Here is an 18,593-nt window from a genome sequence, read left to right as displayed (position 1 = left end):
GTGCAAATCAATGAAATCTATTATTGTGTGATTATTTTAAGTTTTTAACTCCTTTAAAGCATTTTCCAACCTACCATATAGAAATTCAAATCCATGTTCCAGCAGTCGTTTGGGGATGACATTGCGACTTTTTAAAATCAATTCGGTCTCGGTTCTAATGATTTTAGCGCCAAATGCCAACATGCGTTTGCTTAAAGGCGTTCCTACACGAATTCCGAGAACTTTTCGTAGCGTTTTCATAAACTCGGCGTTGCGGATAGGTTGGGGAGCAACGATATTTACTACTCCAGTGAGTTCCTGTTCGATGCAGTAATGTACGGCACGAGCAAAATCTAGTTCGTGTATCCAACTTACAAATTGTTTTCCATTACCCTGTTTGCCTCCGAATCCCATTTTGGTAAGATTTTTTAAGGGGACAAAAGCTCCTCCATTTTTTCCTAAAACAATCGAAGTGCGTAAAGCTGTTTTCTTGGTTTTTGGTGTATCGGTTGTAAAGAATGCTTCTTCCCAACGTTTGGCTACATCCATAGAAAAATCATGACCAATTTCACCTGTATACTCATCCATTGGCAAATCTTCTGAATGTCGGTATATGGTTGCAGTTGATGCATTCAGCCAGTGTTTAGGTGGATTTTGACATTGTGCAACCGCTTGATTCAGTATTTGTGTGCTGACTACTCGAGAGTGTAGAATTTCAGCTTTGTTTTTAGGCGTATAACGACAATCAACTGATTTGCCCGCGAGATTTATCAGTACTTCTGCATTTTCTAAAACGGCTTCCCAACCGTTCAGTTCGTGTAAATTCCAAGTAACATATCGTATATTGTTTTTAATACAAGCTTTACCCCGTGTGAATATGACTACTTCGCAAGCGAACTTTTGGAAATATTCGGCGAGTACTTGCCCTAAAAAACCTGTTCCTGCTACAATTACTATCTTTTTCATAGAATATCTTTTTAGAATTTGTAACTCAGATTTCTTGGGTTGCAAGAAATCCGAGTTTAATTGGAGAATTAATAATTCGCTGCTTGGCTGTTTTCTTTTGCTTTTCTCTTCCCTCTAAAAAATAAATACAGATTAAAGAACAGCATAATGCCTAAATAAATTGAAAAGCCTCCAACTTGGTAACTCAGTTCTTCTATAAGTTCTTGATAGGTGTTTTCGTATAAATTTAATTCTAATATCAGCAAGGCAAAGCCCAAGTTTAAAAGGTAAAAACCAGTTTCAAATAGCTTATTAGTCGCTAAAGCTATTTCTTCACGGCCATGAAAAATATCCATCATAAACGTTTTTCCATTTCGGAATAAAGTTTTTGAAACATAAAACGTAAGTGCAAAAGCAATAGGTAAATACACGGCGTAACCGATAATGATTTTTGAAGTTTCCATAATGATTTTATTTAATTAATTTTTGAATATAATGGGTCAGTAGGTAAATGTTTAGATAATGCAAACCTGAGAGTATAAAGGCAATGACGGCAGTTTTTGTAGCTACGGTTTCAATGAGTTCTTCGAGGTTGTTGAGTGTTTGCCATTGCATTAACGTCATGGCGCTGTAACCTAAATTGACCAAATAGTAACCGGTGAGGAGTATTTTATTGATTTGAAGACATAATGCTTGATGATTAGGAATAAGCTCCGCAACATAAATATTTCCATTTTTATAGCATATTTTCCCCACAATCAGGATGATATAGACTATAATGAGTAGGAAAATACTATAGCCGATTATGTTGTAGTTAAAAGATTGCATTGGTTGTTATTTTACGTTTGCTTTTTACTGCTATTTCAGAGCCTTTAGCTAAATAAACAGACCTAGGTTTTAAATTATTTAGTATAGCAAAGGAACTACCGTATTCTTGTTCAAAATCTACATCTATCGTATAGTTTTTAATGAAGTATTGTTCCCATTTGGGATGTTGTACTTCGTATTCAAAAGTAGTATGATTGTTATATTGGGTATAGCCATAATAATGTTCTAAGATAAATTCGGCTTCAGTGTTTTCATCTATAGGCGTTAAAAAATCATAGGCATTTACAGCTATCGATTGTTGGTTTAGGTTTTGTTGCCAGGTATATTGGATGTTTAACACTTCGCCTTTCTGTTCATGGGTATGATTCATGGTTTGGGTTTCATAATGCTCTTTATAAAGTGTGTTAGCCACCCAAGTGAGCGTTTTTTTGGGAACAATTTCTTTGATGAAAACCACACCTCTTTTCCAACTGCCACTTTCAAAACGTTTGACATAAAATCGAAGATTGACTTCTTCAAAAGTATGATGCTTCGGGATTTTGATTCCCAATACTTTGGTGTCTTTAAAAAGAAAGCCTACCAAACTCACATAACATTGGTCTTGCCATAAGTCCAACTCGGTTCCTTTTGGGATATAGGGTTTGAGTATTGCTGGAGGCACGGTATAATTGACTAGGATTAACTGTTGCCATTGTGCGGTTAGGAAGTTCATAATATATTGTATTTATAAAACTTTCAGAAAAAAATGAAAGTTTTGATTAAAAAAAATAATTTTTCTTTTTTTAAAGCGAATTTTACCCGCTTTACTTCATAAATTTGACGAACAATTGGGCTAACCAATTGTCTTTGTATTCGGTAATTTTATCCAAAACATTATCGGCTTTCAATACGAAATCGTAAAGTTTTGAGGTCTGGTCAACAAAATGTTTCTCTTCTTCGGTTTGTGGCTGTTGCAAGGAAGAAACCTCTTTCAATACTTTCAAAGCCGGTTTAATTTCACGTTTGCTACGTTCTCTTGAGATTTTCACGGCCAATTCGTCTAAATCTTTCTCAGCGGTAAAGTACTCGCGTCGTTCACCTGCCTTAAATTCTTTATACACGATACCCCAATCCATCAAAGCGCGTATGTTCATAGAAGCATTTCCGCGGGAAATCTGTAACTCCTCCATAATGTCCTCCATTGAAACCGCTTCGTTAGAAACCATCAACAAGGCGTGAATTTGTGCCATGGTTTTGTTAATCCCCCACTGAGAACCTAAGGCACCCCAGGTTTGAATGAATTTATTTTTTGCTTCTTTGAATTCCATAGGTCAAAGGTATATAAAGTTTTTAAACTTTCAAAAAAAAATGAAAGTTTATTTTAAATACCTATATCTTTTTGTTTTAGTTAAACTTGGTTGAAAACATAAGATTATCGAAAATCATCTAAACCAGATATTTAAAGATTTATAAAGAAATTCAATCACACTCTCAAATTCTTATAAAATGTTCGAGTTATAAATCAATCTCAAATCAACTGTGAATTTTGTAAAAAAATCTTAGCAAATCTCAAATCTGCAGCCTAAAAAATCAGGACGATGTTAGAAACATGCTATTAAGCGCAAGATTTTTCTTGGCTATAGTCTAAAAAAATTGCATTTGAAAATGAAATTCAACTTTCAAATTGATAACTTGTATGGGGTCGTGGGATTTCAGCAAACTCATTTTACTTTCGTTTTTTTCTTTACAAAAAATAAAGTACTGATTTTCGCATTCATAATTTGGTCACCTTTTAGATTGAATAATATACAATTGATGAATTATTTAGTCAAGATGTTTATTAATGAAACAGGTTGGTTTTACTGGTAGTTTCATCATTTTAGGTGACCCTTTTTAAAAAAAGTAAAATAGGTCTCGAATTAGCCCCTTTAGGAATGCTAAAATTTGAATCTTTTGGTAATAGAATAAAAGTAAAAAGCCCTTAAATCCTGCGAATTATGGGCTTTTGTATTAAAATGGGTTTTAAATTGTGGAGTCGGAGAGAATCGAACTTAAGCTCATAAACTCTTATAAAATAAGACTTTCAATTAATCATTCATTCAAAGACCACCGATTTAGCCCCTTTTATTTTAATATATTTTGTATTAAAATCACTAATGCAAATTTATTAAAACAATAGTAATTATCCAATTATATACTCCTGAATGTGTTCAATATTTAAACCTGTATAATGGCAAAATTCATCTATTGAGATAAAGCTGTTTTTAGGTTTGTTGTAGGCTTCCTTTATCTTGTTGTAGATGCGTGTGCTTTGTCGGTAGCTTTTACCTGTGATTCGCTCTATATCCTTTGGGTAGATGCATGCTCTTTTGGGTGTTACTTTCATACTCTATCTATGCCTTTGATGGTTGTTTGACTTTGCTTTACTATTTCTAAAATTAATTAAAAAATGAATCCGTTTGAAGTGGTCAATTGTGACTGACTTGGACAGTTGTGTCGGTTTAGGACATTGTGTATGCGATGGTTTTAGAGTTGGTTTAAAAAATGCTAAACTTTGTTTAGAAATTACTTTTCTGTTGCAACTGGAGGGTTTATGTAGAATGTTTAATCACTTTAATTTTTTTGGATTATGGCAAGGCAAAAAGGGATTATAAAGCTAAAAGGTACTATCGGGGATATTACTTTTTATAAAACGCAGGATGGTCATTTGGCGAGAGAAAAAGGCGGTATTGACGCAAGTAGAATCGCAAATGACCCTGCGTTTCAAAGAACACGTGAAAACGGTTCTGAATTTGGTCGTGCGGGTAAAGCGGGTAAAATACTTCGTATTGCTTTACGCCCGCTTATGTTAAACTCTGCTGATGGTAGAATGGTGAGTCGATTGACGCAAACCATGATGAAGGTGATTCAAGCAGATGCGGTTAGTGTTCGTGGACAACGTAACGTGATTGATGGTGAAGTGGAATTGTTGATGGGTTTTGAATTTAATATTCGAGGGAAATTAGGCACAAGCTTATTTGCTCCTTTTACCTCAACGATTGACCGTGTAGCTGGTACTTTGGCTATTGATTTAGCACCTTTTGTGCCTATCAATATGATTGCAGCTCCTACTGGAACAACGCATTTCAAAATCGTTTCTGGTGGTGTTGAAATTGATTTTGAACAGGAAACCTTTGTTTTGAGTCAATCTGCTACAGGGATTTTGCCTTGGGATGCTACTACAACTGCTGCTATTAATTTGAGTAATACTGTTACTGCTAATTCTACAAAACCTTTATTATTGGGACTTGGTATTGAGTTTTTCCAACAATTGAATGGAGAAATGTATCCGCTTAAAAACGGGGCATTTAATCCATTGAGTATTGTAGCCGTTGATGGTGGGGTGTAGTTTAGTGGTCAGTGGTCGGTAATCTGTGTTCAGTATTCAGTATTCAGTGTTCAGTAATCAGTGTTCAGTATTCAGTGGTCGGTAATCAGTGGTCGGTAGAGAGTGGTTGGATTATGTTAAGTCAAAATGATTTAAGATGGTGTTATTTTTAACAAGAAGCTATTTCCCTGATGGCACGAATGGGAAATTGGAATGTGCTGGTAAGTTGGTTTGTTATACCATAGAATTACCTTGGAAGCAAAATGTAAAGGGGGTTTCGTGTATTCCTGAAGGGAAATATCTTCTTAAAAAGCGTTACAGTCGCAAGTATCAATGGCATTTTGAAGTGATTGGTGTTGCTAACAGAAGTTTGATTTTGTTACATCCTGCTAATTATGCTATGCGTGAATTGCAAGGATGTATAGCACCTGTAAGTCGGTTGTCGGGAGCTGGAATGGGAATTGACTCTAGAAAGGCTTGTAAGCGTTTGTTTGGATTGTTAGCTGCCCAGATTCAAAAAGGAGAAATTATTGAACTGGTTGTCACAAATTGAAGGAATTAATCATTTTTATTCTTTATTCTATGAAAAATATTGTAACAAGAATTCAGTCGCCAACTCCAAAGTTTTTCAAAGTATTGCGAAACGTGGGTTTGGTTTTGTTGAGTGTTAGTAGTGTCATTGCTGCTGCTCCTATTGCGTTACCGGCTGTAGTGATTACAGTTTCTGGTTATGTAGCAGTAGCAGGTGGTATTTTATCAGCGGTAAGTCAATTGACTGTTCCCTCTGAAGAAAAGTTGGCACGAGAAAAGGAATTGGAACATTATTCGGGACCTGGTTCTGAAATTAATTCGGAGTAGTATGGAAACGAATCACACGTTGTCAGTTGGAACTACATCGGGTACTTTGTTGAGTATTGCACCTACGATTGTTTCGGCAGACATTTTGAAAACGGTTATTTTAGCTGTTATAGGTGCTTTGGTTAGTTTTTTTGTTTCATGGTTGTTGAAACGTTTTTTAAAATAAACTCTTGTTTATGATTGGTAACCTTTTACGGGAGTTGAGCCTGGTCGAAAGACTGGGCTTTTTTTATGGGGAATTCAGACCTGCGGTTTGTTAGTTGCCACGAATACACTAAATGGCGCGAATATTTAGACCTACGGTCTTTGTTATACCGCTTATTTTTAACACAAATTAGCACAAATTGGCACGAATTTTTGACCTGTGGTCTTTAATTTATCCACAGATTAAAGGATTTGCACAGATTTTTTAGAACATCAATTAACAAGAATTTCAGACCTGCGGTCTGTTGGTTTCCACTAATACACTAATTGTCACGAATATTTAGACCTACGGTCTTTATTATACCGCTTATTTTTAACACAAATTAGCACAAATTAGCACAAATTGGCACAAATTGGCACAAATTTTTAACCTGTGGTCTTTATTATTAGCCACAGATTAATGGATTTGCACAGATTTTTTAAAACACCAATTAACAAGAATTTCAGACCTGCGGTCTGTTGGTTGCCACTAATACACTAATTGTCACGAATATTTAGACCTACGGTCTTTGTTATACCGCTTATTTTTAACACAAATTAAGACAAATTGGCACAAATTGGCACAGATTTTTGACCTGCGGCCTTTATTATTAGCCACAGATTAAAGGATTTGCACAGATTTTTTAAATACCAATTAATAAGAATTTCAGACCTGCGGTCTGTTGGTTGCCACTAATACACTAATTGATACGAACTTTAGACCTATGGTCTTTTTTTACAACTTATTCTAACACAAATTATCACAAATGGTCACGGATTTTAGACCTGCGGTCTTTGTTTTTAGCCACTGATTAAAGGATTTGCACAGATTTTTTATATGTTTACCCTTAGCAGGTTTTGTCTGCTAAGGGGTTGTTTTTTTATTGGATTAGGAGTTTTATGGCTGCTAATTTGAGTTCGGTTATTTGGTGTACTTTTATGGCAAAGTTGATTTCTGCTTGTTCGATTGTTTTTATTTTTGATATCAAATCTTGATATTTTTTGTACTCGGTGTCCATATTGGTGATTTTTATTTGGAGGTGTTTTTTGAAGTCGGATATTGTTAGAAAGGGTATCACTGAGCCTCGAAGGTATATTTTCCAATAGTTGGATTTAGCTAATGCTTTGCATAAGTATTTTACACTTTCTAAATAATCAGGGTTTTCAACCTCAACAGTAAAGCAATTCATACAGGGTTGGGGAAGTGTTTTACCTGCGTTGTTTCCTTTGTTTAATACAAAGAAATGTGCTTTTTGATAGTTTGTTTTAGCGTCGTGGGTTTTAATGGTTACTTTAATCATGGCTTAAAATTTTGTGGATTCGACAATCATTTCATAAATTCTTTTCAAAAGAAAAAGGAAAAAAAGAAAGCTTTCGCCCCTTCGGAGTCCATCAAAAAAGCAAGTTTTGTTTGATTTTTTTAATTGGAAATGGTTTCTAGTATTGGATGAATGACCTTAAAAAAATCGGAGAACCTGTGGCTTGAACTTGCTTTTTTGATTGACGGAGAACAACTTTGTTTTCTTTTTTTCCTTTCTTTTAAAAGAATTTCGGGGGTACCAATCAATGAATTCAAGTTGATATAAGAATCTATATTCTATTTGAAAACATTAATCTATAGGGAAACATCAGAAAAAATGTTTGTCGTAACCGAAAACATTCTAGGGAATCGAACACCCCTAAGCATCGCAGGGAACAGAAAAAGCGCAATGAGGTTTGATTAGAAACGAAATACTTGTTGCTTTTTCTGTGAGCGAGGAGCGCCAGGCGGTGTTGCGGCAATGTGAGGAAGCCTGCGACACGGAATGCGGACGAACGTAGGAACTAAGTGAGGAGCAATGTGGCGCAGTGTGCTGAAAGCATAGCCCTGTTACCAAACGAAGTGCGGTAGAAAAAAAAAGCGTGGCTTTGCCACACCAAACAGGGCGTACTGAACGAACAGGGAGCAACCGCCATAAAAGCAAGGGGCGTTGGACACCAGCACGGGCTGACCAACGGGAAGCTGGTGCGGTGGACAAAGAAGCCCCGACGAACGACGCCGAACAGCGTGTGAAGCTGAGGACGAAATGCAAAAGGCAGTACATGTGCTGATAAGCTTATGTACTGCCTTTGCATGAGTGAACTGTGGAACGGAAGCCAAGAAGTTACACGGAGTGTAGCTCGAGGCTGACTGGAACAGCCGAACGGAACGAAGCGGTTCAAGGAGAGAGACCGCTTGATTACTATGTTTATTCCAAGTAAAATTTGATTTTTTTTCAAAAAATATTCTTAGGTTTTTTTAGGCATAGCCACCTCTGAATAAGAGATGAAAAAGGAAGGATTAAGCTGCCTTTTTGCTTTGACTTATTCGTCGGTATCAAAGGTTATTCCTGATAGGTTGCTCCTCAGCAGAGCCTATTTCCGCTTAGCCTTGACAATGGTAAATATATTAAAATTAAGCAACTTATCGAAGTTGATAGCATCTATTTTCTTTTATACAGGAACAAATCCTGTGTATCAACTTGTTTTTTATGTTGTTTAAAATCAGTAGTTTATTTTTATTCTGAGCTACTTTTCTTTGATAATACGCTTTTAATTCTGGGTCATAAGTTGCAGCTGCTAAAGCACACATATGAAGTCTTTTTTTTAATTTTTTATTTGCCATATTACTAACTCTTGACTTACCTTTTATACTTTTACCTGAAGTATGCTCGAATGGTGCAATACCTCTGTTGATATTGGTTCCAAAGACTTGTTTTTTCTAGTTCTCATAATTACTATAATTTAATTGTTTTATAGTTTATATGAAAAAGATAAAAAGGTAACCCTATTGCTAAAAAAAATTATTCAAGTAGTACAAAACCTGCCCAATAGTATGGGGAATATTTTTCTTTCATTTTGTTTTGGGCTTCATTGAAAGCTTCTTGTATGGATTTGCCATTGAAACATGCTGCATAGAAAATTTCAAATAATTCTGCTGATTGTACATCAGGTACTTTCCATAAACTCATGATGATATTTTGAACACCTGCCATTTTAAATGCGCGTTGTAAACCGAAAACACCTTCACTACCGTTTATTTGACCTAAACCTGTTTCACAAGCGCTCAATACTACTAATTTACAATTGCTTAAATCAAGATTAGCGATTTCTTTAGCGGTTAAAATACCATCATCTGCATTTGTTTCATTATTGGTTTTTCTCCACGAATTATTTGCTCCAGCAAGTAGTAAACCAGAACGCATCATAGGGTCTTCTGATGCTAAATAGATTCTTTTTTTAGCTTCTACTGGAATGTTTTTATCTAAATCTGATAATTCCTGTTTTGTATTTTCAAAGAAAAAACCATGAGTTGCTAAATGCAATATGAAAGGATTTGCTTTTCCACTTAATTGCTTTACACTCTCTTCTGTAGCTGCACTTTCTGTTTTAATTGTAGTTTTGAAGTTATACGTAATTGCTTCTTTATTAATCTTATTTACCTCATCATTGGTGCCAGGTAAATAATTAAACTCTAAAATTCCACTTCTGGTTGCTAAATCATTTAATTCGTTTGGATAAGCTTCTTTATAAACCTCAACCTGTTTTTTGTTGTAATTAATTCCACCATATAAAACAATCTCAAAATTATCTTTTTTATTGATGGTTAATGGTTTATAATCTACCAATGTAGTTGTAGTACCTAAAAGAATTAACTTGTACTTTTCGCCCAAAGTTTGATTTGTATTTACAGGTAAGGCTTTAAAATTTATTTGGTGCGCCAAACCCGAAGGAGCCAGATAAATCGTGTTGCCATTTTTTAATTCAGCTTCTAGTGGTTTGTAAAACAAATTGCTGATTTCTTTATCTGAATATTGCTTATTAATTATCTTGGATTGTATTGAATCGTGCGCTTTATTATTCCTTTCTAATAAAACTGCTAGTTGTTTTTCCTCAAACAGATTTACAAACTTTGGAAATTTGCTGTCTTTTTTAATTACAAAAGCACCATACATAATACTGTCAGTCCATTTTTTGTTATAATAATTGAATGAAACTAAGTCAATAACTACTTCGTTTGGTTTTAGTTTTTCTTGAATTTGTTTCCAAGAAACCGCCAACGATTTTTTTGCCTCAGCAAAGGTTGCTGATAAACGTGTTAATTCTTTTTCAAGACTTTCTGTTTCTGTTTTTAGTTGGTCGTATGTTGCAGGTCTTTGTGCTACTGGAAGTTCTTCTATTTTAGTGATATACCGTTTATTGTCAATAAATTGTTGGTATTTTTGCTTTACTGTGGCATCACCGTTTTTTTCAATGGTGGTTTTTATTCTTTGTTGGTTGCGTATCGAAAGGTTTTTAAGTAGAAGTTGGTTTTCGTAAATAGCGATAATCGATTTAGAAAAATATTTGTTCTTTTTAAGAAGAAAACTCAAATGGCTATTATTAGGCAAAATTGTACTATTAAAAATTAAATTTTCATTTTCACTTAAATTTTCCGAGGATTTAATTAATAATTTGTTTAATGTATTCAAATACAAGTATAAATATTCTTGATGTTTAACAATATTTCCATTAGTAATGTATAGTAAATTATTGTAAAGTATTAGATTATTTAAATTGTTCTTACCAAATAATTTATTCTTAATTTCAAGACTCTTTAAATAATAAAGTTCTGCCTTTTTAATATCTTTCATTAAAGCATATGTTGTAGCTAAGACATTAAGTGTCTCAGATAAAAGCCTTTGATTATATTTAGTATCATTCCTAATTATATTGTAAGAAATTAAACTATATTCTAATGCTTTTTCATTATCACTTAAATTCCAATATAAATTAATTAAAGCGTTTAATGAGCTAATCAATTTTATACTGTCATTCTTATAAAATCTTTTTTTAGATTCAAAATTATTTTTGAAATAATATTCTGCTTTAGTATATTTTTTATTCTTCAGATTAATAAAGCCTAAATCATTAGTTACTTTAAAAATTCGATCATAATAATCACTTTCATGATCTAGATAATATTTTAGTACTTCTAAATAAAGCTTTTCTGAATTATCGATTTTTCCAATTTCAAATTCTATTATAGCCTTATTGTGTATGAAGTTTATTCTATATTTAATCAAAAGATCATTGTTCTGTGATAAAGATAAACCGATATTATTATAAAAATCCGCTTGAAAAATGTCTTTATTAGTTAAAAACATTAAAACAGTATTGTTTAATATCTCTAATTGTAATTCTTTATTGTTAATATCGTTAGATATTTTAATACATTTAAGATATGTAGATTCGGCTTCTTTAAAATTCTCTATCCTTAAAAATGATTGAGCAACATTTGATAAAGCAATAATATATTTTTCACTATTTTTATCATAAATATTTTCTGCAATATCCAAGCACTTTTTTGAACAAATTACAGCTTTGTCAAATTTATTTTGATTAATGTATATATCTCCTAATAGATTTAAAGAATTATAATACACTTCTCCTATAATATTTTTTAATTCTGATAAATTAATTGCTTTCAATAAATAAATTTCTGCAAACTCATTATTTTGATTTTCTGAATAATTATTAGCTATTAAAAAATAGTTATGTGTTATTGCTTCAAAGTTTTGATTGTAAAAACTTATGTTTTCTTCAAGTAATTTAAAATACTTTTCCTTTTCGCTATTTTTTTTTATTTCTGTATTTAAAAATGCCAGCCAACTTATAGTATTGACATAACCTTCGTCTTTATCGCTTGGGTTTTCATTATAAAAACTAATTATTTTTTCACCATATTTGATAGCCTTTTCTAGTTTGTTTTCTTGATAATAATAAGTTAAACTATCAATTTGAGAAAATGATACTTTTGATAAAAAAGTGAACAATATCAACAATTTTAACTTCATATTACCAATTTATTATTTGATTAGAGAAAGACTTAGAATATTTAGTAGGAGCTAATTCACAATAGCTATCAGTATCATTTGGTTTCAGTATAACCTTTTTTTCTTCCACCTTGTCAAGTTCATAATTATCATCGAAAACATCATATTTCATTGCTATATTTATTGCTAACAAATCATCTTGAACACTTGGGAATAAAATGCATTCAATTTCACCATTTTGTAAAAAATTAAATATTCTATTTGCATAAAACGAACTTAAAAAGTAGTCAAAGTGATTATTAGCATCGACATCTTTTGAAAAACAATCCGATAAAAAACAAACGAATAAATCTATATTTTTTTTAATTTCACTATCCTTTTCATTTAGTTTTTTGATATACTCTTGTCTTAGTTCGAAAAAATTTAAATTAAATGCTTCATTATAAATAAAAGGGAAATTCTTAAAAATTGGAGAAATTGTCAGCATTCTTTCGTTTTTTAATTTCCATGTAGAAACAGTTATTGTATCATTATTATCAACTCTAGCTTCTTTTAAAGCAGATATTATATTATCAGTACCATACAATATTTTTTCTCCTATCAAATTTGCTCTCCCGTTTGTTTTTGCCCCATCGGGAGGATATTTTAATTTTTTAATTTCATCAATTGTTTTCTCACTTTTATCGTCATTTACTCTTTTATTAATTGTAACTCTTGAAAATGAATCTATTTTTTTCTTAAAAGTTAAATTTGAAATAAATCTAAATTGATTTAGTAATATGAATTCTATTTGCTTGGCTTTATTTTCATTTATTGAGTTTTTATCTAAGTATTTCCTCAAATTCGAAATATAATATTCTAATTGTTGATTCTCCTTCACTTTTTTAATATTACAAATTTTAATTTCTTACTAATAAAACACAATCTTATCACACATTCTGAATCTCTTTTCTAATAAACTCCTCCAATGTTGCCTTACTTGGGAGTTGTAATAAATATTTAGAAACAAAAATATCATTAGCTAAGCCAGCTGTAGCATATTCTACTAAGGTTTGGTTTTTATTAGCACACAATATAATACCTATTGGCGGGTTATCGCCTTGGGTCATTTCGTTTTGTTTGTAGTAGTTTAGATAGACATTCATTTGGCCAGCATCAGCATGGTCAAATTTTCCTAGTTTTAAATCTATGAGTACGTGGCATTTTAAAATACGGTGGTAAAAAACCAAATCAATTCTGTAATGTGTATTGTCAAATGTGATACGTTTTTGTCTGGCTTCGAAACAAAATCCTCTTCCTAATTCGGTTAAAAAGTCTTGTAAATGATTAATTATTGCGGTTTCTAAATCGCTTTCACTATACGTGTTCTTTTCTTGCAAACCCAAAAACTCTAAGAAATATGGGTTTTTAATTGCCGAATCAACAGTTGTTGTTTTATCTTCTCGAAATTGTTCTATAACACTTGCTTTATCTTCAGACAAACCCATTCTTTCATATAGCATAGAGTCCATGGCTCTGGCTAAAGCTCTTGAACTCCAATTGTTTTTTATGGTTTGGATTTCATAAAAAGCTCTTTTGGTTTCGTTTTCTGCATTTAGCAATTCTATAAAATGAGAAAAACTCAAACGGTTTAACAGTAGTTCCGGTTCGTAAGATAGTGTGCTTTCTGAAAAGGTTTGTAATTCTATCGACAGTGTCGAGAAAATATTTTGCGTAAGTAATTCGGTATTTTTAAATTTTATCAACACTGTTGAGAAAATATTCGGATAGGTATTGTATAGGTCTCTAAATCTATACAATTGAGGAGCAGAAATCCCTTTGATGTGTTTGAGTTTCTGAGCTAGTAATTGTATTGTTTTTGCACCATATTCGGCACGATCTAAACCATTTTGTTCGTACTCTACAATATAAAATCCGATAAGTATATTTCTAATTACTAAACTACTATTCACTTGTTGTACTGCGTGCTGTTGTAGTTTATTGTGTGTAAATTCAATATGTTCTATTAATCCTTTAAAATCCATAATTATCACTATTCTATTTCTTTCCAGATTTCTGCTGCCTTATTTTCATTGTCTGCATGATAATAGGCAATTGCTAAAATTCGTTTCGCTTCGTTTGTATTTTGTTGTTCTTTAGATAACTCTTTAATTTTTCCAATAGCGGCTTCTGGATTATCTAACAAATCGAAAACACAAGCTAAATTTACATATGCTTTGTAGTAGTTAGGGTCTAGACTGATTGCTTTTTCAAAATCTTTCTGAGCTGCTTTTAAAAGTTGTATCATTTTGAGTTGGTCAGCTTCAGCTCCTCTAGTTCCATTTTGATTTAAACGGCTCGAGTTATCCAATTCTAAAGGATATAGAAAACGTTTTGGATATTTGTGTTCTTCTAATGTTAGCACTTTTAAGTCTAAAGCGCTTAACGTTTTAATTACTCCTAAGTTGTTGAAATTTTCACGTGATGGAAAATAAGTGTTGATTTTTTCTAATAGCTTAATTGCTTCTTCATACTTTTTTTCTTCCTTTAACTGAATCGATTTTTTAAAGGCAACATATAGTTCGCTTGTTTTTTGTTTCACAGCATTTGCCATTTGTTTCCTTTCTGCTTTTGAAGGATAACCTGGATTGCTTTCGGGTAGTTGATATAATTTATAGATGGCATCAATAGTTTTGTCATAACAATCAAAAGGATTGTAGCCTGCAATGGCTGCATAGAAAAATCCTTGATAATCGGCTTGAGTTTCTCTACTTATTTTATCGGACTTAGAAACCATTTTTAGTTTTTGAGCTAATTCAGCATTATTTTTTCTAACTACAAATGCAAAATCAGCACAAAAAGTATGGTCGTTATAGTAATGTGCTAATTCATGACTTAAAACTACGGCTAATGCATTTGTACTATCCTTACCAAAAGAAATACAGAGATCATAAAACTTACCATCTACCAGAATAGTTGGCTGAGGTGAAGTTGTGTACAAAGCTGGTGTTGTTTTGATAGCTTCCTTTTTAAAATAGGCTAATTTTGGAGCTGCTTTAGAATTGCCATAAGCCAATACTAAGTTTTTGAAAACAGATTCAATTTGTTTTTCTGTATGAGTTTGACCCACAGAGGAAAAAGAAATAAAAGCAAATATTAACGTTGTGCTTAGTTTCAAATTATTTTGAAGCTTTCTATTCATTTTCAAAAATGATTTTTTCTAATTCTTCTCTAACATTATTATCTTTTACTTTTTCTAATTCAAGAGGAATTTCTGTTTTTTGTAATTTATAAAATTCTGATTTATCGTAAAAATACAGTGAACCGTCAGCTGTTGTTAAAATAGCTTCTTTACGATTTAAGGCTTTTTTGTAAACCGAAAGCGAAATCCCATCAAAAATATATTTATTATTTAATGCTGTTAATTTTTTATATTCTTCTATATATTCGGGGTTGTTATCTCTTTTTAAAGCCTCCTTTAAACCTTCAATTTTTTTACTGTAATCAATATAGTTGATTTTGAATCCTTTTTTGTTGTTTGAATCTGTATATCCTAAAGTGCTCTGACTTGACAACACCGAAACAGCTGTGTCTTTAGCTACTACAGAAGTTGACTTATCATCTACTATTTCTTGTATTGGGTTTGTTTTGTCGAAATTTTTAACAGAATCCAATGGTTTTGGATTATCTTTTGAAGTTACAACAAAATCTGTATTAGATTGCATTATTTCAGAATTTGAAAAGTATACCCAAGTACCAAAAGCCACAACAAAACAAGAGGCAACAGCATACTTAACCCATGTTAAAGAAAACACTTTAGAAGTAGTGGATTTTTTCGACACTGTAACTAATGATGTTGCCGCAGCGACATGAGAAAAATCGGTTAATTCTTCATCCCATTGTTTGAATTTTTTTTTAAGGTTTTCTCTTTCGGTCTTTTTAATTGCAGCTTCTAAATCATTTTCAGGAATTTCAAATGTTACTTTTTCATAAGCTTTGGGTAATTCCTCTTTAATGCGTTCGCGTTCTAATTTTGTTATTACACCTTTAACGGTTTTAAAATAGTTAACCTGTTCTAAAAAAAGCTTATCGTTTTTCGTTAATAAAATATTAATAGCTTCGTCGCTACCTTCTAAAACATGAAGTTCAGCAAGTTCCTTAATGAAACTAGTATGAATTGATGTTAGTTTTTTAATTACTTTCTCTGGATCATTTAATTGTAATTCATATACAACTTTGAAACTAGGTTTAGCATCATTTTCGTAAAGTAATATCGCTGCAGTAAATGCTTTCCAGAACTCATCATTCAAATTAAATTGATTGAAATTATTGTCCTTTTCCAATACTGGAAGCACTAATGATTTTATTATTTGTTCTGATTTCTTCATGTTTAGTTATTCAACTCATTGAACGCTAATTTCTCTAATCTTTTCTGGCATTTTGCTTTTTGTTGCTTTGTATTATCAGCATTAGAATAGCCAAAAACTTCCGTTAATTCGATCATACTTTTTTTATGATACCAAAACAACGTTAATAACTCATAGCAATGTCCACCAGTTTCTTTTATTTTTAACAATGCTTTTTCAATTGCTTGAAAATAAGGTTCATTAGTATTTTCAATAACATCTAACCTATCTGTAATATTTAGGTAAGATAGCTCTGAATTGTCATCCTCCTCCTCATTCCTTTCAATAAAATCTACTGTATTTTCGCTTTTATTTAGGGTGTTGAGTAATTGAATTCTACAAACAGAATTTAGATACGTTTGGAAAGAACAAGTTAATTCAAAATTTCCTTTGGTTATTTTCTCATACAACACTAATATAGCATCTTGAAATACGTCTTCAAGTTCGTATTCATTCATTTTAGAAGTCATTTTTTTCATAAAACGAATGCTGTTATTTTTACATTTTTTGTAAACAATGCTTAGATTGTCACTATCTTCTTTTATTTTAGATAATAAATCCTTGTCAGTAATCTGTATTAAGCTTAAAAGTTTATTCATTGTAGCGATTTAGTTTGTTTTTAAAATCGCTACAATTTAATAAATTTTCAGAAAATCACCTTTTATTTTTTTGTTTACGCCATTGCCATGGTGGTATGGAATTAGATTGTTGCCATAAACCAACTTTTAATTTACGAGCTTGAATTTCCAATTTTGCATAGTCATTATTAGAGGAGTATTTTTTAAAGTGCCAAGCTAATCCATTTTTAACTAACTCTTTGTTGATATTTATGTTATTACAATACACTTCTGCAATTAATCTTTTGTAGCGGTCTTTTTTATCATTGCTCACTATTTTAACCATTTTACCAAAACAAAGTTCAGATGCTTTCCATTTAGCATTTTTTCCATAAGGTTGGTTTTTTTCAGGACAATCAATGTGATTTAAACGAATTGTTATTTCGGAATTGTTATACAATACTTTGAACGTATCGCCATCTTTGACTCCAACAACTTTTGCTTGAAAAGTTGTTGGAATTTGCGTTTGGCATAATGACCAATTAAGGGTTAAGAATGTAAAGAAAAGAATAGCTGCTATTTTCATTGCTTGATGAATTGGTTAATTGTATTTACTGTTATATCTGTTGCCTGTTCACGATGTACCAGTTTGATATTTCTAGCATTCATTCTTTGTAACCAATCGGTCCAGTATGCTTTTAAAATTTCGAAATCTTTACCTTTTCCTTTTTTTCGTTCGTTTACTTCGCAAATTAATATTTCAGAATTTGATAAATCTACATTTACTTTTGGAATGCTAAAGCCTAACATTGAAATCATTTCGTTTGTATTTCCTATATTTAAAGACTTGTATAACTGAGGTGCCAATTTTGTATAGGCTGCTCTTTCTTCGGGTTCTAAATACCCATCTGTAATAATAACAATTTTATTTAGGTAGTTATCAAATAGCGTATTCTTTTTAATTCTGCTTTCTAAGTATCTTTTGAAATAAAATACATAATCTGCTCCCAGTGGTTTCTGAGTTGCTGCATTGTACATTTTTTCTATCCCCAAATTAAATTGGTCAGTTTTATCAGCTGTAAAATACAATCGATTACTTTTTCCTTTATGATTTGATAAGTCAAATTGTAGATTATTTGCTATTGCGTTAAATTGTCCTTTAGCTTGTTCTACATCCGTTACATCAATTATCAACTTGTCTTTTGAATCCTGTTTTAGCATTGAAACTTCTACAAATGACTTCCAAATGTTTGAAAGAATAATTTTGTCGTTAGCCACTTGATTAGGATTGTTAATTTCATCTAAAATTCTTCTTGATAAATCGGGAACTACAATTACATTTACGTTAGTTTTTGCAGTGGGTAACCACTCTAAACAATGTTTGATTTCTTTATCATTTAAATTGAAAGTACTCAACTTTTTACGAAGCTTATCTTGAAATTCAATGGCAATACATTTATTTCCATTTTCGTCAGTTTCTAACAAATCGAATTTATATTTGTCAAAAATTGATTTAACTTCATTCACATTTGTACTAATTTGAATTTCATCGATAGCAGTATTCAATTTAGAAGGCATTGAAATTAGACTAATGAAAAGAATAAAAAACACTAATACTGCGATTAATATGTAAATTGGTTTTTTACTTTTAACTTTATTTGCTCTTTTTGTTTCCATA

General features: G+C 31.9%; 20 protein-coding genes. 4 read left to right on the top strand and 16 right to left on the bottom strand.

All coding sequences use genetic code 11. The features are described from left to right. Positions 1–36 precede the first annotated feature (36 nt). The 6 genes from ACQY29_RS09055 to ACQY29_RS09030 form a co-directional block, all read right to left on the bottom strand. Positions 37–945 (bottom strand): TIGR01777 family oxidoreductase, encoded by a 909-nt coding sequence (locus tag ACQY29_RS09055; RefSeq protein WP_428224870.1) that lies wholly within the window; start codon positions 943–945, stop codon positions 37–39. Between the two features lie 68 nt (positions 946–1,013). After that, positions 1,014–1,388, bottom strand: coding sequence for a hypothetical protein (locus tag ACQY29_RS09050; RefSeq protein WP_428224869.1), 375 nt, complete (start codon positions 1,386–1,388; stop codon positions 1,014–1,016). A 7-nt stretch (positions 1,389–1,395) separates the two neighbouring features. After that, complete coding sequence (locus tag ACQY29_RS09045) at positions 1,396–1,752, bottom strand: hypothetical protein (protein WP_428224868.1); 357 nt, start codon at positions 1,750–1,752, stop codon at positions 1,396–1,398. Continuing rightward, positions 1,739–2,464 (bottom strand): YqjF family protein, encoded by a 726-nt coding sequence (locus ACQY29_RS09040; protein ID WP_428224867.1) that lies wholly within the window; start codon positions 2,462–2,464, stop codon positions 1,739–1,741. Before ACQY29_RS09040 ends, ACQY29_RS09045 begins: the two co-directional genes overlap by 14 nt. 91 nt (positions 2,465–2,555) lie before the next feature. Next, the gene (locus ACQY29_RS09035) at positions 2,556–3,059 is read right to left on the bottom strand and encodes a GbsR/MarR family transcriptional regulator (RefSeq protein ID WP_428224866.1); all 504 of its coding nucleotides are present in this window, start codon (positions 3,057–3,059) and stop codon (positions 2,556–2,558) included. Between the two features lie 854 nt (positions 3,060–3,913). Next, positions 3,914–4,117: a hypothetical protein gene (locus tag ACQY29_RS09030; RefSeq protein WP_428224865.1), complete on the bottom strand. Its 204-nt coding sequence runs from the start codon at positions 4,115–4,117 to the stop codon at positions 3,914–3,916. A 243-nt stretch (positions 4,118–4,360) separates the two neighbouring features. On the opposite strand from ACQY29_RS09030, the gene ACQY29_RS09025 reads away from it, so the two are divergent. The 4 genes from ACQY29_RS09025 (at position 4,361) to ACQY29_RS09010 (ending at position 6,122) form a co-directional block, all read left to right on the top strand. Beyond that, entirely contained in the window at positions 4,361–5,119 is a 759-nt protein-coding gene (locus ACQY29_RS09025; protein ID WP_428224864.1) for a hypothetical protein, read from the top strand. Positions 5,120–5,255: 136 nt separating this feature from the next. Next, positions 5,256–5,651 carry a DUF5675 family protein gene (locus tag ACQY29_RS09020; RefSeq protein WP_428224863.1) on the top strand — a complete coding sequence of 132 codons (396 nt, stop codon included), beginning with the start codon at positions 5,256–5,258 and terminating at the stop codon, positions 5,649–5,651. A 29-nt stretch (positions 5,652–5,680) separates the two neighbouring features. Beyond that, positions 5,681–5,956 (top strand): hypothetical protein, encoded by a 276-nt coding sequence (locus ACQY29_RS09015; RefSeq protein ID WP_428224862.1) that lies wholly within the window; start codon positions 5,681–5,683, stop codon positions 5,954–5,956. 1 nt (position 5,957) lies between these two features. Continuing rightward, positions 5,958–6,122 (top strand): hypothetical protein, encoded by a 165-nt coding sequence (locus ACQY29_RS09010; protein WP_428224861.1) that lies wholly within the window; start codon positions 5,958–5,960, stop codon positions 6,120–6,122. Between the two features lie 898 nt (positions 6,123–7,020). On the opposite strand, the gene ACQY29_RS09005 is transcribed toward ACQY29_RS09010, so the two are convergent. The 10 genes from ACQY29_RS09005 to ACQY29_RS08960 form a co-directional block, all read right to left on the bottom strand. Beyond that, the gene (locus tag ACQY29_RS09005) at positions 7,021–7,440 is read right to left on the bottom strand and encodes a DUF6943 family protein (RefSeq protein ID WP_428224860.1); all 420 of its coding nucleotides are present in this window, start codon (positions 7,438–7,440) and stop codon (positions 7,021–7,023) included. 1,142 nt (positions 7,441–8,582) lie between these two features. Then, complete coding sequence (locus tag ACQY29_RS09000) at positions 8,583–8,843, bottom strand: transposase (RefSeq protein WP_428225899.1); 261 nt, start codon at positions 8,841–8,843, stop codon at positions 8,583–8,585. A gap of 118 nt (positions 8,844–8,961) precedes the next feature. Further along, positions 8,962–11,994: a CHAT domain-containing protein gene (locus ACQY29_RS08995; protein WP_428224859.1), complete on the bottom strand. Its 3,033-nt coding sequence runs from the start codon at positions 11,992–11,994 to the stop codon at positions 8,962–8,964. A gap of 1 nt (position 11,995) precedes the next feature. Beyond that, positions 11,996–12,853: a hypothetical protein gene (locus ACQY29_RS08990; protein WP_428224858.1), complete on the bottom strand. Its 858-nt coding sequence runs from the start codon at positions 12,851–12,853 to the stop codon at positions 11,996–11,998. Positions 12,854–12,902: 49 nt separating this feature from the next. Further along, entirely contained in the window at positions 12,903–13,997 is a 1,095-nt protein-coding gene (locus tag ACQY29_RS08985) for a PDDEXK nuclease domain-containing protein (protein WP_428224857.1), read from the bottom strand. A gap of 8 nt (positions 13,998–14,005) precedes the next feature. Then, complete coding sequence (locus tag ACQY29_RS08980) at positions 14,006–15,154, bottom strand: tetratricopeptide repeat protein (RefSeq protein WP_428224856.1); 1,149 nt, start codon at positions 15,152–15,154, stop codon at positions 14,006–14,008. Then, positions 15,147–16,340, bottom strand: a complete 1,194-nt coding sequence (locus ACQY29_RS08975) for a hypothetical protein (RefSeq protein WP_428224855.1) — start codon at positions 16,338–16,340, stop codon at positions 15,147–15,149. The genes ACQY29_RS08980 and ACQY29_RS08975 overlap by 8 nt, the downstream gene beginning before the upstream one ends. 2 nt (positions 16,341–16,342) lie before the next feature. Then, positions 16,343–16,957 (bottom strand): RNA polymerase sigma factor, encoded by a 615-nt coding sequence (locus ACQY29_RS08970; protein WP_428224854.1) that lies wholly within the window; start codon positions 16,955–16,957, stop codon positions 16,343–16,345. A gap of 55 nt (positions 16,958–17,012) precedes the next feature. Continuing rightward, positions 17,013–17,501, bottom strand: coding sequence for a thermonuclease family protein (locus ACQY29_RS08965; protein ID WP_428224853.1), 489 nt, complete (start codon positions 17,499–17,501; stop codon positions 17,013–17,015). Continuing rightward, on the bottom strand, positions 17,498–18,592 hold the full coding sequence (locus ACQY29_RS08960) for a hypothetical protein (protein ID WP_428224852.1): 1,095 nt from the start codon (positions 18,590–18,592) through the stop codon (positions 17,498–17,500). Before ACQY29_RS08960 ends, ACQY29_RS08965 begins: the two co-directional genes overlap by 4 nt. Position 18,593: the final 1 nt, after the last annotated feature.

Origin of the sequence: Flavobacterium sp., from assembly GCF_965262375.1 — a bacterium.
In the GTDB taxonomy this organism is placed as follows: Bacteria; Bacteroidota; Bacteroidia; order Flavobacteriales; family Flavobacteriaceae; genus Flavobacterium.
This window is presented reverse-complemented; position numbering and strand designations above follow the sequence as displayed.